Source organism: Aurantibacter sp. (assembly GCF_042094015.1).
Lineage (GTDB): Bacteria > Bacteroidota > Bacteroidia > Flavobacteriales > Flavobacteriaceae > Aurantibacter.
Genome location: NZ_JBELDZ010000009.1, coordinates 1 through 14747, shown reverse-complemented (window position 1 = coordinate 14747; position 14747 = coordinate 1). Strand labels below are relative to the sequence as shown.

General features: G+C 31.1%; 14 protein-coding genes. 10 read left to right on the top strand and 4 right to left on the bottom strand.

What is annotated here, in order from left to right:
* Positions 1 to 35: 35 nt before the first annotated feature.
* From ACFDSN_RS02565 to ACFDSN_RS02530, 8 genes are all read left to right on the top strand, one after another.
* Positions 36 to 1247 (top strand): FtsW/RodA/SpoVE family cell cycle protein, encoded by a 1212-nt coding sequence (locus ACFDSN_RS02565; protein WP_375238262.1) that lies wholly within the window; start codon positions 36 to 38, stop codon positions 1245 to 1247.
* On the top strand, positions 1247 to 2350 hold the full coding sequence (gene murG, locus ACFDSN_RS02560) for an undecaprenyldiphospho-muramoylpentapeptide beta-N-acetylglucosaminyltransferase (protein ID WP_375238261.1): 1104 nt from the start codon (positions 1247 to 1249) through the stop codon (positions 2348 to 2350). The genes ACFDSN_RS02565 and murG overlap by 1 nt, the downstream gene beginning before the upstream one ends.
* Positions 2351 to 3724, top strand: a complete 1374-nt coding sequence (murC, locus tag ACFDSN_RS02555; RefSeq protein WP_375238260.1) for a UDP-N-acetylmuramate--L-alanine ligase — start codon at positions 2351 to 2353, stop codon at positions 3722 to 3724.
* A 37-nt stretch (positions 3725 to 3761) separates the two neighbouring features.
* Positions 3762 to 4436, top strand: a complete 675-nt coding sequence (locus ACFDSN_RS02550) for a cell division protein FtsQ/DivIB (protein WP_375238259.1) — start codon at positions 3762 to 3764, stop codon at positions 4434 to 4436.
* Positions 4437 to 4439: 3 nt separating this feature from the next.
* On the top strand, positions 4440 to 5810 hold the full coding sequence (ftsA, locus tag ACFDSN_RS02545) for a cell division protein FtsA (RefSeq protein WP_375238258.1): 1371 nt from the start codon (positions 4440 to 4442) through the stop codon (positions 5808 to 5810).
* A 74-nt stretch (positions 5811 to 5884) separates the two neighbouring features.
* Complete coding sequence (ftsZ, locus tag ACFDSN_RS02540) at positions 5885 to 7912, top strand: cell division protein FtsZ (protein ID WP_375238257.1); 2028 nt, start codon at positions 5885 to 5887, stop codon at positions 7910 to 7912.
* A gap of 92 nt (positions 7913 to 8004) precedes the next feature.
* Positions 8005 to 8454 (top strand): GatB/YqeY domain-containing protein, encoded by a 450-nt coding sequence (locus ACFDSN_RS02535; protein WP_375238256.1) that lies wholly within the window; start codon positions 8005 to 8007, stop codon positions 8452 to 8454.
* An 83-nt stretch (positions 8455 to 8537) separates the two neighbouring features.
* The gene (locus ACFDSN_RS02530; protein WP_375238255.1) at positions 8538 to 9380 is read left to right on the top strand and encodes a zinc-dependent peptidase; all 843 of its coding nucleotides are present in this window, start codon (positions 8538 to 8540) and stop codon (positions 9378 to 9380) included.
* Here the strand turns inward: ACFDSN_RS02530 and rpe are convergent.
* From rpe to ACFDSN_RS02510, 4 genes are all read right to left on the bottom strand, one after another.
* On the bottom strand, positions 9377 to 10039 hold the full coding sequence (gene rpe / locus ACFDSN_RS02525; RefSeq protein ID WP_375238254.1) for a ribulose-phosphate 3-epimerase: 663 nt from the start codon (positions 10037 to 10039) through the stop codon (positions 9377 to 9379). The two genes, ACFDSN_RS02530 and rpe, sit on opposite strands and share 4 nt — an antisense overlap.
* Positions 10040 to 10129: 90 nt before the next feature.
* The gene (locus ACFDSN_RS02520) at positions 10130 to 10993 is read right to left on the bottom strand and encodes an RNA polymerase sigma factor RpoD/SigA (protein ID WP_375238253.1); all 864 of its coding nucleotides are present in this window, start codon (positions 10991 to 10993) and stop codon (positions 10130 to 10132) included.
* A 148-nt stretch (positions 10994 to 11141) separates the two neighbouring features.
* Positions 11142 to 11558, bottom strand: a complete 417-nt coding sequence (locus ACFDSN_RS02515) for a hypothetical protein (RefSeq protein WP_375238252.1) — start codon at positions 11556 to 11558, stop codon at positions 11142 to 11144.
* Between the two features lie 73 nt (positions 11559 to 11631).
* A complete protein-coding gene (locus ACFDSN_RS02510; protein ID WP_375238251.1) occupies positions 11632 to 12867 on the bottom strand; it encodes a 3-deoxy-D-manno-octulosonic acid transferase in 1236 nt (411 codons plus the stop codon).
* A 79-nt stretch (positions 12868 to 12946) separates the two neighbouring features.
* Here ACFDSN_RS02510 and ACFDSN_RS02505 point away from each other — a divergent pair, with 79 nt between their 5' ends.
* Both ACFDSN_RS02505 and ACFDSN_RS02500 read left to right on the top strand, forming a co-directional pair.
* Positions 12947 to 14101: a DegT/DnrJ/EryC1/StrS family aminotransferase gene (locus ACFDSN_RS02505; protein ID WP_375238250.1), complete on the top strand. Its 1155-nt coding sequence runs from the start codon at positions 12947 to 12949 to the stop codon at positions 14099 to 14101.
* Positions 14102 to 14228: 127 nt separating this feature from the next.
* A partial coding sequence (locus tag ACFDSN_RS02500; protein WP_375238249.1) for an SDR family NAD(P)-dependent oxidoreductase occupies positions 14229 to 14747 on the top strand: 519 nt, incomplete at its 3' end.

Here is a 14747-nt window from a genome sequence, read left to right as displayed (position 1 = left end):
AAAAAGAACCTTTAGTTATTCATTTTAAGTAAATAATGAAACAAATATTTCAAAATATAAAAGGAGATAGGTTAATATGGGCTATTGTTGCTCTATTGGCTATGTTTTCTTTTTTACCGGTTTATAGTGCTTCAAGTAACTTAGCATATACCTACGGAAATGGAAATACAATTTCATTTTTAGTAAAACATTTTGTACATCTGGTTTTAGGGTTTTCTATAATGTTTGCAGTGCATAAAATTCCTTACCGTTATTTTAGAGGTTTATCTTTAATGGCAATGCCATTTGTAATTGTATTATTGGTGGTTACAATGTTTCAAGGAACAACTATTGAAGGAGCAAATGCAAGTAGATGGATTAAGATTCCAATTGTAGGTTGGTCGTTTCAAACATCTACTTTGGCAATGGTTATTTTAATGGTTTATGTTGCTAGATATTTATCAAAAGTTAAAGATGAGAATATTACTTTTAAAGATTCTATCGTGCCGCTTTGGGGTCCTGTTTTTATTGTTTTGGCTTTAATATTACCAAGTAATTTTTCTACAACAGCCATTATATTTGTTATGGTTTTAGTGTTAACCTTTTTAGGCGGTTATCCTTTAAGGTATTTAGTAGCAATTATTGGTGCAGGTTTAATAGGATTAACAATGTTTGTTTTGGTTGCAAAGGCTTTTCCAGAATCAATGCCAAATCGTGTAGATACTTGGATGAGTAGAATAGATAGTTTTACAAATGTTGAAGATAAAGCAGAAGATTACCAAATAGAAAAAGCTAAAATAGCTATTGCATCTGGTGGAATTAGTGGTGTTGGACCAGGTAAAAGTGTTCAGAAGAATTTTTTACCACAATCATCATCAGATTTTATTTTTGCAATAATAATTGAAGAGTTTGGTTTAATTGGTGGTTTAGGTTTATTTGTAGCCTATATGTTGTTGCTATTAAGAATAGTTATTGTGGCGCAAAAAAGCGATTCTGTTTTTGGAAAACTATTAGTCCTTGGTGTTGGATTACCTATTATTTTTCAAGCAATGATAAATATGGCTGTAGCGGTGCAGTTGTTTCCTGTTACAGGTCAAACCTTGCCATTAGTAAGTAGTGGAGGAACTAGTATTTGGATGTCTTGTTTAGCTATAGGAATTATATTAAGTGTTAGTGCTAAGCGAGAAGAAATAAAACAAAAAGAAAACGAGGAATTAGATTCTGATTTAGAGGATAATCCTTTAGAAATTTTATCAGAAGCATTGTAATGGAAAAAAGGACTAAAGCATATAAAATTATTCTTTCCGGCGGAGGAACTGGTGGGCATATTTATCCAGCGGTTGCTATTGCTAACGAGTTGAAATTACGTTTTCCAAAAGCTAAATTTTTGTTTGTTGGTGCAAAAGATAGAATGGAAATGGAAAAAGTACCTCAAGCAGGATACGCTATAAAAGGACTTTGGATTTCTGGTTTGCAACGTAGTTTAAGTGTTAAGAATTTAATGTTTCCATTTAAGTTAATAAGTAGCTTGTATAATGCATATAAAATTATTTTAAAGTTTAAGCCAGATGTTGCTATTGGTACTGGTGGATTTGCAAGCGGACCATTATTGCAAATGGCTAATTTGAAATCCGTGCCCACTTTAATACAAGAGCAAAATTCGTATCCTGGAATTACAAATAAATTATTAGGAAAACGAGCGAATAGAATTTGTGTTGCTTATTCTGGATTAGAACGTTTTTTTCCAAAAAATAAAATTCAACTTACAGGAAATCCAGTAAGGCAAGATTTATTAGATATTAGTTCTAAAGTTAATGAAGCTAAAAAGTTTTTTAATTTAAAAAAAGATAAAAAAACAGTGTTAGTACTTGGTGGAAGTTTAGGCGCTAAAGCTATAAATGAGTTGATAGAAAAAGAATTAGATTATTTTAAATCTAATAATATTCAGGTGGTTTGGCAGTGCGGTAAATTATATCAAGAACGTTTTGAAAAATATAGTAAAGTAGAAGATGTGCAAGTGCATACTTTTTTAAATCGAATGGATTTGGCTTATGCTGCTGCTGATATTATAATTTCTAGAGCTGGAGCAAGTTCGGTCTCAGAATTGTGTATTGTTGGTAAGCCAGTAGTTTTTGTTCCATCGCCTTATGTAGCGGAAGATCATCAAACTAAAAATGCGGAGGCTGTTTCAACTAAAAATGCCGCAATTCTTATCTCTCAAAAAGAATTAGATAATCGATTTGAAGTACAGTTTTCTGAGTTGATTAATTCAGAAGAAAAACAGCAGTTGTTAAGTAGAAATATAAAAGAATTAGCATTAGTAAATGCTACAAAAGATATTGTAAACGAAGTTGAAAAACTTTTAAAGTAAATGAGTCAAAAGCAATCACATACAAGTCAAATTATATGGTCTAATATTTATTTCTTAGGAATTGGAGGAATAGGTATGAGTGCTTTGGCGCGTTATTTTCACGCCAACGGAAAGATTGTTGCGGGATACGATAAAACAAAAACAAAGCTAACATCAGAATTAGAAGATCTAGGAATTAAAATCCATTATGAAGATTCTGTTTCAAATGTTCCAATGTCTTTTTTAAATTACGATAGTACATTAATTGTTTATACGCCTGCAATTCCAAAAAATAGCCGAGAAATGGCGTATTTTAAAAATAGCCCATATACAATTATGAAACGTTCTGAGGTGTTGGGAATAATTACAGAAAATACTTATAGTTTAGCGGTTGCGGGAACACACGGTAAAACAACGACATCCACAATTCTAGGTCATTTGTTGCGTTTTTGTAATGTAGAAATGACTGCTTTTTTAGGTGGAATTAGTGAGAATTATAATTCTAATTTAATTTTGAATGGCGATAAGGTAAGTGTTATAGAGGCTGATGAATTTGACAGGTCATTTTTGACATTATCACCAGATTTAGCTTGTATTACGTCTATGGATGCAGATCATTTAGATATATATGGAAGTAAAGAAGCGTTACACCAATCTTTTCTAGATTTTACCAAAAAGATAAAACCAAATGGGAAATTATTTGTTAAAAATGGTTTGCCAATTGAAGGTTTGACATATGGTATAGAAGACGATTCTGACTATTGCGCCAATAATATTGCTATAAAAGATAATAGTTACTTCTTTGATGTAAAAACGCCAAAAGAAACACATAAAGGGTTTAGTTTTAGTTTTCCAGGAAGACATAATTTATCTAATGCATTAGTCGCTTTAGCGATGGCTTTAGAGCATGGTTGTAGTGTTGATAAACTTAAACTTGCACTAATTAACTTTAAAGGCGTTCAAAGACGATTTTCTTATCAAATTAAATCAGATGATTTGGTTTACGTAGATGATTATGCGCATCATCCAGAAGAGATAAATGCAGTGCATCAAGCGGTTAGAGAAATGTATCCTGATAAAGAGGTTTTGGTAGCTTTTCAGCCACATTTATTTTCAAGAACGCAAGATTTTGTCGAAGAATTCGCAGAGAGTTTATCACATTTTGATGAAGTTTTGTTGTTAGATATTTATCCCGCACGAGAGTTGCCTATTAATGGTGTAACCTCAAAATGGTTGCTTGATAAAATTAAGAATAAGAATAAAAAATTAGTTCAAAAAGAAAATTTAATTAAAGAGATAAAAGCCTCAAAAGCTAAAGTAATTTTGACTTTGGGTGCAGGAGATATTGGAGTAGAAGTTAAATCAATAAAAGGAGCTTTGCTTAATGAGGATTAATTATACATTTTTAAGGTTTTCAGGATTGTTTATTTTTTTGATAACAATCTGGTCTTTTTCGTCTTCAAAAAATAATAAAAGAGAGGTTGGTGTTCCAGAAATTTCTTTTGTTGGTTCAAATACTAATCTATTTATCACCTCTCAAGCTGTTAGTAACTTGTTAATACAAAGTCAAGGCAGTGTTCAAAACGTAACAAAAGAAGTTTTAGATTTGAATGGTTTAGAGTTGTCTTTAACAAAGAACCCAATGGTTTCAAAGGCAGAGGTTTACGTTAATGTGCTCGGGCAATTAAGTGCAAAAGTTGAACAAAAACAACCAGTAGCACGTGTTTTTGGTACAACACAGTTTTATATAGATAGTAATGGTGAATTTATGCCTTTATCTAATAATTATACAGAACGTGTGCCTTTAGTTACAGGGAAAGTTGTTAAAACTGATTTGCAAACAGTATTTGCTATTGCAAATTATATTAAAAGTGATGACTTTTTAAAGAAACAAGTTGTAGAGATTCATCAAAATGATGATAAAACAATAGAGTTAAAGTTAAGATCTGCTGCTTTTGTAGTACAGCTTGGAACTTTAAATCAATTAGAGAAAAAAATAAATAACCTAAAAGCATTTTTTATTAAGGCTAATAATGATAATGTTTTAAGTAAATATAAAGTAGTGAATTTGCAATTTGATAACCAAGTTGTTTGTACCAAATTTTAAGTTATGGAACAAAATATTTCAGTAGGATTAGACATAGGAACCACAAAAATTGTGGCTATGATTGGTCGTAAAAACGATTATGGTAAGGTTGAGATTTTAGGTATTGGTAAGTCGAAAAGTTTAGGTGTGCATCGTGGTGTTGTAAATAATATAACACAGACAATTCAATCTATTCAATTAGCAATTCAAGAGGCAGAAGTTGCAGCCTCTGAAAAAATTGATGGCGTTACTGTAGGTATTGCCGGACAACATATTAGAAGTTTACAGCATAGTGATTATATAACGCGTTCTAATGCAGAAACGGTTATAAATGAAGATGACATTGATCGTTTGATTAATCAGGTGCATAAATTAGTAATGTTACCTGGAGAGGAAATTATTCATGTTTTACCTCAAGAATATAAAATAGATGGGCAAGCAGAAATAACTGAACCTATAGGAATGTATGGCGGTCGCTTAGAGGCTAATTTCCATGTTGTCGTTGGTCAAGTAACTTCTATTAGAAATATAGCACGTTGTGTACAAACAGCAGATATTGAATTAGAAGGAATTACATTAGAACCATTAGCATCTGCAAATGCAGTGTTAAGCCAAGAGGAAAGAGAGGCTGGAGTTGCATTAATTGATATAGGTGGAGGAACAACAGATTTAGCTATTTTTAAAGATGGTATTATTCGTCACACAGCTGTTATTCCTTTTGGAGGAAACGTAATCACAGAAGATATAAAAGAAGGTTGTTCTATAATAGAAAAGCAAGCAGAATTATTAAAGGTTAAATTCGGTAGTGCTTGGCCAGGAGAGAATAAGGAAAATGAAATTGTTTCTATACCAGGTTTAAGAGGTAGAGATCCAAAAGAAATCACTTTAAAGAACTTATCAAAAATAATTCACGCTAGAGTAGTGGAAATTATTGAACAAGTTTATGTGGAAATAAAAAATTATGGACACGAAGAACAAAAGAAAATATTAATAGCTGGAATTGTTTTAACAGGTGGCGGAAGTCAGTTAAAACATTTAAAACAATTAGTAGAGTATATAACCGGAATGGATACGAGAATTGGTTATCCAAATGAACATTTGGCAGGAGATAGTGATGATGCTGTAACTAGTCCATTATTTGCAACTGCAGTAGGATTGGTTATGGATGGTTTAGAGCGTCAAGAACGTAAACGAGTCGAAGCTTTAGAAGAAGATGTTGATCAAAGTACTCAAGTAGTAAATGAAACACCAGATTTTACAGAAGCAGTTTCAGAAAACCAACTTGAAGAAGAGCAAGAAATTGAAGTAAATCCAACTACTCCCAAAAAAGAGAGACGTTCGTTTATAGAAAATTTCACATCAAGAATAAAAGATTTTTTAGATAACGCAGAGTAATTAAGAATATTTCTTCTTAATAATATTAAAGTTTATAGTTAAAAGTACAAGAGAAAACAAAGAAATTAGAATTTATGAGCAGCAACAACGAATTCGAAAGTATTTCATTTGATTTGCCAAAAAACCAATCAAATGTAATTAAAGTTATAGGTGTTGGTGGCGGAGGAAGCAACGCTATTAACCATATGTTTCAACAAGGAATAAAAGGTGTAGATTTTGTAATATGTAATACAGATTCTCAAGCTTTACAAAACAGTGGTGTACCTAATAAAATACAATTAGGTGTTCACCTAACAGAAGGGTTGGGAGCAGGAGCAAACCCAACTGTTGGAGAACAATCTGCTGTTGAAAGTTACGAAGAGATAAAACGTATGTTAGATGCCAATACAAAAATGGTGTTTATCACAGCAGGAATGGGTGGAGGAACAGGAACTGGTGCTGCGCCGGTAATAGCCAAAATGGCTAAAGATATGGATATCTTAACTGTTGGTATTGTTACTATTCCATTTAAGTTTGAAGGTAAAATGCGTAATGAACAAGCACAAATAGGAATTGAGAAATTGCGTAAAGAAGTAGATTCCTTAATTGTTATAAACAATAATAATTTGCGAGAAGTTTATGGTAATTTAGGTTTTAAAGCTGGATTCTCTAAAGCCGATGAGGTTTTAGCTACAGCATCTAGAGGTATTGCTGAAGTTATAACACATCACTACACTCAAAATATTGATTTACGGGATGCTAAAACTGTTCTAAGTAATAGTGGAACTGCTATTATGGGATCTGCAACTTCAGATGGGCCAAATAGAGCGTTAGAAGCTATTACAAAAGCATTAGATTCACCATTGTTAAATGATAATAAGATAACAGGAGCTAAAAACGTATTGTTGCTAATCGTTTCAGGTTCTTCGGAAATTACTATTGATGAAATAGGAGAAATTAATGATCATATTCAAGATGAAGCAGGTAATGGTGCAAACATTATTATGGGAGTTGGAGAAGAAGACGGTTTAGGGGAATCTATTTCTGTAACTATTGTTGCTACAGGTTTTGATGTAGAACAACAAAACGAAATTACTAATACAGAAACTAAAAAAGTTGTACATTCTTTAGACGGTAAAAACGAAACCCCTAAAATTGAAGTTATAAAACCAGAAGCTCCAGTAGTTTCTGAAACACCAGTCTTTGTTGAGAAAAAATCAGAAGTAGTTATAAAGCATACATTAGATTTAGATGAGGATTTTGATATTGTGAATGTATCTTCTAAGACCTCGGTTCAACCTCAAGCTGAAATTAAAGAAGAAGCAGAATTGGAGATGATTCCAACTTCGGAATTAATTAAGAATATAGATGTTGTATACGAAGACGTTTCTATTAATGCTGAAGATTTGAATGATTTTGTTATTACTTCAACTCAAGAAGATATTGTTGTAAATGAAATTGAAGATGATGAAGAACAGCAAATAACTTTATCTTTTGATTTGCCTTTTAGTAATGATTTGGAGTTTGAGGAAGTAAAAACAGAAGTTAATTTAGAAGAAACAGTTGATGTTGTTGAGGAAATTGTAGAAAATCAAGTAATTCAGCCTGTTATTCATCAATTAACAGAAGATGAAGAGCAAATAGAAGTTAAGGACGAAATAGAAATTATTCCAGTAACAGAAACAACTGATTCAGGAGAAATCCGTTACGCTTTAGATAATTATGAAACTAAAGAGTCTTTAATAAATAGTGTCGATGAAGTTGGTGATCTAGAAGAGGAAGTTCTTTTTGAAACAAAGACAGTTGTTGGTGCATTAGTTTCAGAAACTGAAAATGAAATTGTTGAAGAAAATATAGATCCTTTACATACACCAATTTCTGAATTATTAAAAAGTAGAGCAGAAGAACGTCGTCAAAAAATGAAATTATTTAATTATAAATTTAATAATTCAAAAATTGACGATATAGAAAAAATTCCTGCTTATAAGCGTCAAGGTTTAAATATAGAAGAAGGTCAGCATTCGTCAGATAACAATGTATCAAAAACAATGCTTGGTACAGATGATAATGATGATATTCAGTTAAGAAGTAATAACTCTTTTTTACACGATAACGTAGATTAGTGTAGTTTACAGAAATGTTCTAAAACCCAAAATAGATGTGTTCTATCTTGGGTTTTATTTTTTTATATTAGCAATTAAATAAAACAAATAAAATGAGTTTATCACAAGATATTATGGCAGCATTAAAAACTGCTATGAAAAATAAAGATAAAGTTGCGTTAACAGCATTAAGAGCTGTTAAGTCTGCAATTTTATTGGCTCAAACAGAAAGTGGAGCGAAAGAAGAATTAACCGAAGGGCAAGAATTAAAAATACTTCAGAAACAAGTAAAACAACGTAAGGATAGTGCAGCTGTTTACTTAGAACAAGGAAGAGAAGATTTAGCAGAACCAGAATTAGCAGAGGCAAAAGTAATTTCTCAGTTTCTGCCAGAAGCAATGTCTGAAGATGATGTAGCAAACATAGTTGGAACTATTATTGCAAAAATTGGAGCTCAAGGAATGAAAGATATGGGGAAGGTTATGGGCTTAGTAAGTGTGGAATTAGCAGGTAAGGCAGATGGAAAAACAATCTCAAATATTGTTAAAACTAAATTATCTTAATTAAAAGTAAAGAAATTTATTAGACTATTATAAGTCTTATTTTTTGCCTTTCGTTTTGTGTAATAAATTTCTATATTTTTACTATGAATAGTATCCAATTATTGGTGATAGAGAATAAAACATTTTATTTATTTTTTAATGTTTTTCTATTTCTTGTTTTTTTGTTTTTAATGTATAAGCTTTCTCAAAGGCTTTACTATAGGTTGTTTAATAAATCTATAATAGTTCATTTTTATCCTTTTAAAAAAACTCTACCTCAAGCAGATAAAGCGTATTTGTTAGCTAATTTTAAATTTTACAAGAATTTAGTTCCCAAGCGACAACGCTTTTTTGAGCATCGTGTGACAGTTGTTTTGAATAAAAAAGAATTTATAGCTCGTCAAGATTTTCAAATAACACAAGAAGTAAAATTATTGATTTCAGCTACAGCGGTGATGCTTACCTTTGGAATGAAAAATTATATAATTAAAGCTTTAGAGCGTGTTATTATTTATCCAAAAGTGTTTTATTCAACTATTAATGATGATCATCATAAAGGGGAATTTAACCCTAGTTTAAAAGCTATTGTGTTTTCTTGGGAAGATTTTGTGTCAGGTTACGATATTGATAACGATAATTTAAACTTGGGAATACATGAGTTTACACATGCAATACATTTTAATAGTTTAAGTCAAAACGATTATAGTTCTAAGATTTTTAAAAAGAGTTTTAATGATTTAACTCTTTTTTTAAGTAAAAATGAAGCTTTAAGAAAAGAGTTAATAGCTTCAAAATATTTTAGAGATTATGCGTTTACTAACCAATTTGAGTTTTTGGCAGTTTTAATTGAAAACTTTATAGAGACACCTGAAGATTTTAAAAGCCATTTCCCTAACCTTTATGAGAAAGTAAAACAGCTTTTAAAGTTTAATTTTGCAAAATATTAATTATTTGCTAATTTTTTTAAAGTAGAAATTGTTTCTATTTGCTGCTTACTTTTAAAAACGTGGCTTCCAGCAACAAAAACATTTGCTCCTGCTTCTACAAGTTTCTCAATATTCTTATCTGTAACGCCACCATCAATTTCGATTAAGGTATCTAAGCCTTGTTTGTTTATCATTTTACGTAATTTCTTAACTCGGTTATAAGTGATTTCTTCAAATTTTTGTCCACCAAAACCTGGGTTAATAGACATTAATAAAACCATATAACATTCTGGTAAAATGTCTTCTAAAACAGATATTGGAGTTGTTAAGTTTAAAACAATACCAGCTTTACAACCTGCATCTTTAATTTGCCTTAATGTTCGGTGTAAATGAACTGTAGATTCGTAATGAACTGTAATAATATCTGCACCAACTCTTGCAAATTCTTCAATATAACGCTCTGGTTTTTCAATCATTAAATGAACATCTAATGGTTTTGTAGCGTGCTTTTTTATGGCTTGAATTACTGGCATTCCATAAGAAATGTTTGGAACAAAATGACCATCCATAACGTCAATGTGAAACCAATCAGCATCGCTATTATTAACCATTTCGGTATCACGTTGTAAATTACCAAAGTCTGCTGCAAGCATAGATGGTGCAATTAAATTTGAAGACATAGTGCTGTGTTTTTAAGTTTCACAAATATATTAAAAATAAAAACCCTTAGTGTTAACTAAGGGTTTCAAAATTATTTATTTAAGATAAGATTATCCTAAATACGTTTTTAAAATTTTACTTCTAGACGTATGTTTTAATCTTCTAATTGCTTTTTCTTTAATTTGTCTTACACGTTCACGTGTTAAGTCAAAAGTTTCTCCAATTTCTTCAAGAGTCATTGGATGTTGGTTTCCTAAACCAAAGTAAAGTCGAATAACATCTGCTTCACGAGGCGTTAAAGTTTCTAAAGCACGTTCAATTTCTGTACGTAGAGATTCATGTAATAATTCTCTATCTGGATTTGGAGATTCACCAGAATTTAAAACATCATATAAGTTAGAATCTTCACCTTCAACTAAAGGTGCATCCATACTTACATGTCTTCCAGAATTTTTCATTGACTCCTTAACATCGTTAATAGTCATATCTAATTCCTTTGCTATTTCTTCTGCACTTGGCGGACGTTCATGTGCTTGCTCTAAATGTGCAAAAGTTTTATTAATTTTATTAATAGAACCAATTTTGTTTAGAGGTAAACGTACAATACGAGATTGTTCTGCCAATGCCTGTAGTATAGATTGTCTAATCCACCATACAGCATATGATATAAATTTAAAACCACGAGTTTCATCAAAACGTTGAGCCGCTTTAATAAGTCCTAAATTACCTTCGTTTATTAAATCTGGTAATGTTAATCCTTGATTTTGATATTGTTTTGCAACAGAAACTACGAAACGTAAATTAGCTTTAGTTAATTTTTCTAAGGCAATTTGATCTCCTGCTTTAATACGTTGGGCTAATTCTACCTCTTCGTCTGCAGTAATAAGATCTACTTTTCCTATTTCTTGTAAATATTTATCTAAAGATGCGGTCTCTCTATTGGTTACCTGTTTGGTAATTTTAAGTTGTCTCATTTAAAAGTTTGGGCTTTAAATTAATAGGTCTTCTGCATAATTATACGTGAGATTTTTTAAAATGTTACAAAAAATTTTATTTTTTTTCATAAAAAAAAGCTGTTCAGTTAAGAATAGCTTTTAGGTAAGTGTGAATAAACTATTTTAATTAGTTTATTTTTGCTTTTAATTTATCTGCAGCTTCATCAGCTTTATCAGCAGCATCTTCTGCTACTTTGTTTGCAGCATCTTTTGTTGCATCTACAGCATCATCTACCATGTCTCCAGCTTTGTCTGTAGCATTTTCAATAGCGTCACCAGTCGCATCAGCAGCATCTCCAGCAGCATCTATAGCTCCATCAATAGCATCGCCAGTTGCATCAGCAGCGTCACCAGCAGCGTCTATAGCACCATCAACAGCATCTCCAGCGGCATCAGCAGCATCGTTTACGGCATCACCAGTTGCGTCAGCAGCATTTTCAACAGCATCACCAGCAGCTTCTGCATTTTCTTTAACTTCTTTACAAGATGTAATTGATGCACACATTGCTAACAATAATGCACCAGATAAGATTACTTTTTTCATTTTTTGTGTAGTTTGATTAATTTAAAGCATAAATAAACAACAAAAAATGCATTTTAACAATTTTAACAAATATTTATTTGAATAAATATTCGGTAATAGCCTGTTTAGCACCTAATTGTGATGCTATGAATGCTTTACTGGCTTTAGAGCTATTTGTAAATAGTATTTTGTCCTCTGTAAGAGAAGTTATTACTGTGTTAAAGGATTTTTTTGAGGAGATTTCGAATCCACCACCAAAATCGATTAATGCTTTTGCTTCAGGAAATTTTTTATGATTATTCCCAAATAAAACCGGAACTCCAAATGTGGCAGGTTCTAAGATGTTATGTAAGCCAGTCTTGCCAATTGCTCCGCCAACATAAGCAATATCTGCATAGCGATATATCTTACTTAATAAGCCTATAGTATCGATTATGAAGACTTTATGGTTAGTTAAGTTTTTGTGCTCTTTATTGCTAAATAATACGATGTCTTTTTTTATGTTATTTTGAAGTCTTTTAATCGTTTCATCTTTTATTTCGTGAGGCGCTATTATAAATTTCGTACTAGTATTAGAGTTGTTTATAAAATCGATAAATACGTTTTCATCTTCTTCCCAAGAACTTCCAAAAACTATTGTTGTTTTATTATCTTTAAATTCTTCAATAAAACTTAAAGTATTATCAGTTTTTAGTTGATTATTTACGCGATCAAAACGCGTGTCTCCAGAAACTGTTACATTATTATAATTGATACTAGAAAGTAATTTTTTACTAATGTTATTTTGAGTAAATATATAATCGAAAGATTTTAATGCTTTTGTGAACAGTCCACCATACCATTTAAAGTAAATTTGATTTGGTCTAAAAGCTGCAGAAATTAATACAGCTTTTAAATTTAATTTATTTAATTCGTTTAAATAATTTGGCCAAATATCATATTTAACAAATATGGATAATTCAGGTTTTAATATGTTAATAAATTGCTTTGCGTTTTTAGAAGTGTCTAAAGATAGGTAGACAACAACATCAGCAATTTTAGTGTTTTTACGAATTTCATAACCAGACGGCGAAAAAAAACTTAATATTATTTTATGTTTGGGGTAATGTAATCTAATAGCTTCAAAAACAGGTAGGCCTTGTTCGTATTCACCTAAAGAAGCACAATGAAACCATATGGTTTTGTCAGATGAATTTAAATTTTGATGAATTTTATTAAACGTTTCTGACCTGCCAATGACACCTTTTTTAATTTTAGAATTAAAAAGGCTCAAAAAGCGAATAATTATAGAAGCTTTAAACAGGAAAATATTATAAATAAAACGCATCATAAAATATTTAAGCTAAAATACCAATCTTTAAACTTTTTTTCGTTGTTTTAACAACACGAAATTTTGTAAATTTGTTTCTATGAAGAAAATTCAAATGGTAGACCTTAAAGGTCAGTATAATAAAATAAAAGAAACTGTAAATACTCAAATTCAAGCAGTTTTAGATACTACAAGTTACATAAATGGACCATTGGTTAAAGATTTTCAAAAGAATCTAGAGAATTATTTAGGTGTAAAACACGTAATTCCGTGCGCAAATGGAACAGATGCTTTACAAGTAGCTATGATGGGTTTAGGTCTAAAACCAGGTGATGAAGTTATTACTGCCGATTTTACTTTTGCTGCAACTGTAGAAGTTATTGCACTATTAAACTTAACACCAGTTTTGGTAGATGTTAATCCAGACGATTTTAATATTAATATAGAAGCTATTAAAAAAGCCATTACACCAAAAACAAAAGCTATAGTTCCTGTGCATTTATTTGGACAATATGCAAATATGGAAGCGGTAATGGAAATAGCAAAAGAGCATAATTTATTTGTAATAGAAGATAATGCTCAAGCAATAGGTGCTACTTACACATATAAAGACGGAACAAAAGCTAAAGCAGGTACCATTGGCCATGTTGCATCTACATCGTTTTTTCCTTCTAAAAATCTAGGTTGTTATGGAGATGGAGGCGCTATTTTTACTAACGATGATGATTTGGCGCATACTATTAGAGGAATTGTAAATCATGGAATGTACGAACGTTATCATCATGATGTTGTTGGCGTAAATTCACGTTTAGATTCTATTCAGGCAGCGGTTTTAAATACTAAATTACCGCTTTTAGATGGTTATAATAAAGCACGTAGAAAAGCAGCAAGTAAATATAACGAAGCGTTTAAAAACGAAACTAAAATCACCACACCTAAAACCGTAAATGGTTGTGATGGTATTTGCGATGTATGTGATTGTCACGTATTTCATCAATATACGTTAAAAGTTTCAGGAGTAGATAGAGACGCTTTAGTACAGCATTTAAATGCTAATAATATTCCTTGTGGGGTTTATTATCCAATTCCATTACATTCACAAAAAGCATATAAAGATGCGCGTTACAATGAAGCAGATTTCACTGTAACTAATCAACTTGTAAAAGAAGTTATTTCTTTACCAATGCATACGGAATTAGAAGACGATCAAATTAAGTTTATTACAGATACAGTTAAGGAATTTATTAATAGATAATTTTATGGCGTTACCAAAAGCCTAGAAAAAAATAGGCTTTTGGTCAGGTCTTCCATTATATCTTTTTTTGCATAAGTGCAACAAAAAAAGGATGCCATTTCAACCCTTAACGCATTTCAACATAATTATGAAAATTTTAGTTACAGGCGGATTAGGTTATATTGGATCTCATACAGTTGTAGAGCTTCAAAACAAGGGTTATAACGTAATTGTTATAGATAACTTATCTAATACAAGATTATCTGTTTTAGATGGAATAGAAGCTATTACTAATGTAAAACCAGAATTTCATAATATAGATTTATCAGATAGAGAAGTAGTTAATCAATTTTTTAAAGAAAATCAGGATTTAGATGGCGTTATACATTTTGCAGCTTTTAAAGCCGTAGGAGAAAGTGTAAAGAATCCTTTAATGTACTACGAAAACAACTTGTTTTCATTAGTTAATTTACTTCAAAATATAAAGACCTATAATTTGTCTAATTTTATTTTTAGTTCGTCTTGTACTGTTTATGGCGAGTCTAAGCAGCAACCCATTACAGAATCCGCACCAGTTTTAAAAGCAGAATCGCCTTATGGAAATACCAAGCAAATTGGTGAAGAAATAATAGAAGACTTTTATAGATCATCTAACAAATTTAAAGCT

What these genes read in the sequence shown, in the direction of transcription:
- ACFDSN_RS02565 (WP_375238262.1), top strand. Translation starts at nt 36, where the DNA reads ATGAAACAAATATTTCAAAATATAAAAGGAGATAGGTTAATATGGGCT.
- murG (WP_375238261.1), top strand. Translation starts at nt 1,247, where the DNA reads ATGGAAAAAAGGACTAAAGCATATAAAATTATTCTTTCCGGCGGAGGA.
- murC (WP_375238260.1), top strand. Translation starts at nt 2,351, where the DNA reads ATGAGTCAAAAGCAATCACATACAAGTCAAATTATATGGTCTAATATT.
- ftsA (WP_375238258.1), top strand. Translation starts at nt 4,440, where the DNA reads ATGGAACAAAATATTTCAGTAGGATTAGACATAGGAACCACAAAAATT.
- ftsZ (WP_375238257.1), top strand. Translation starts at nt 5,885, where the DNA reads ATGAGCAGCAACAACGAATTCGAAAGTATTTCATTTGATTTGCCAAAA.
- ACFDSN_RS02535 (WP_375238256.1), top strand. Translation starts at nt 8,005, where the DNA reads ATGAGTTTATCACAAGATATTATGGCAGCATTAAAAACTGCTATGAAA.
- ACFDSN_RS02530 (WP_375238255.1), top strand. Translation starts at nt 8,538, where the DNA reads ATGAATAGTATCCAATTATTGGTGATAGAGAATAAAACATTTTATTTA.
- rpe (WP_375238254.1), bottom strand. Translation starts at nt 10,039, where the DNA reads ATGTCTTCAAATTTAATTGCACCATCTATGCTTGCAGCAGACTTTGGT.
- ACFDSN_RS02520 (WP_375238253.1), bottom strand. Translation starts at nt 10,993, where the DNA reads ATGAGACAACTTAAAATTACCAAACAGGTAACCAATAGAGAGACCGCA.
- ACFDSN_RS02515 (WP_375238252.1), bottom strand. Translation starts at nt 11,558, where the DNA reads ATGAAAAAAGTAATCTTATCTGGTGCATTATTGTTAGCAATGTGTGCA.
- ACFDSN_RS02510 (WP_375238251.1), bottom strand. Translation starts at nt 12,867, where the DNA reads ATGATGCGTTTTATTTATAATATTTTCCTGTTTAAAGCTTCTATAATT.
- ACFDSN_RS02505 (WP_375238250.1), top strand. Translation starts at nt 12,947, where the DNA reads ATGAAGAAAATTCAAATGGTAGACCTTAAAGGTCAGTATAATAAAATA.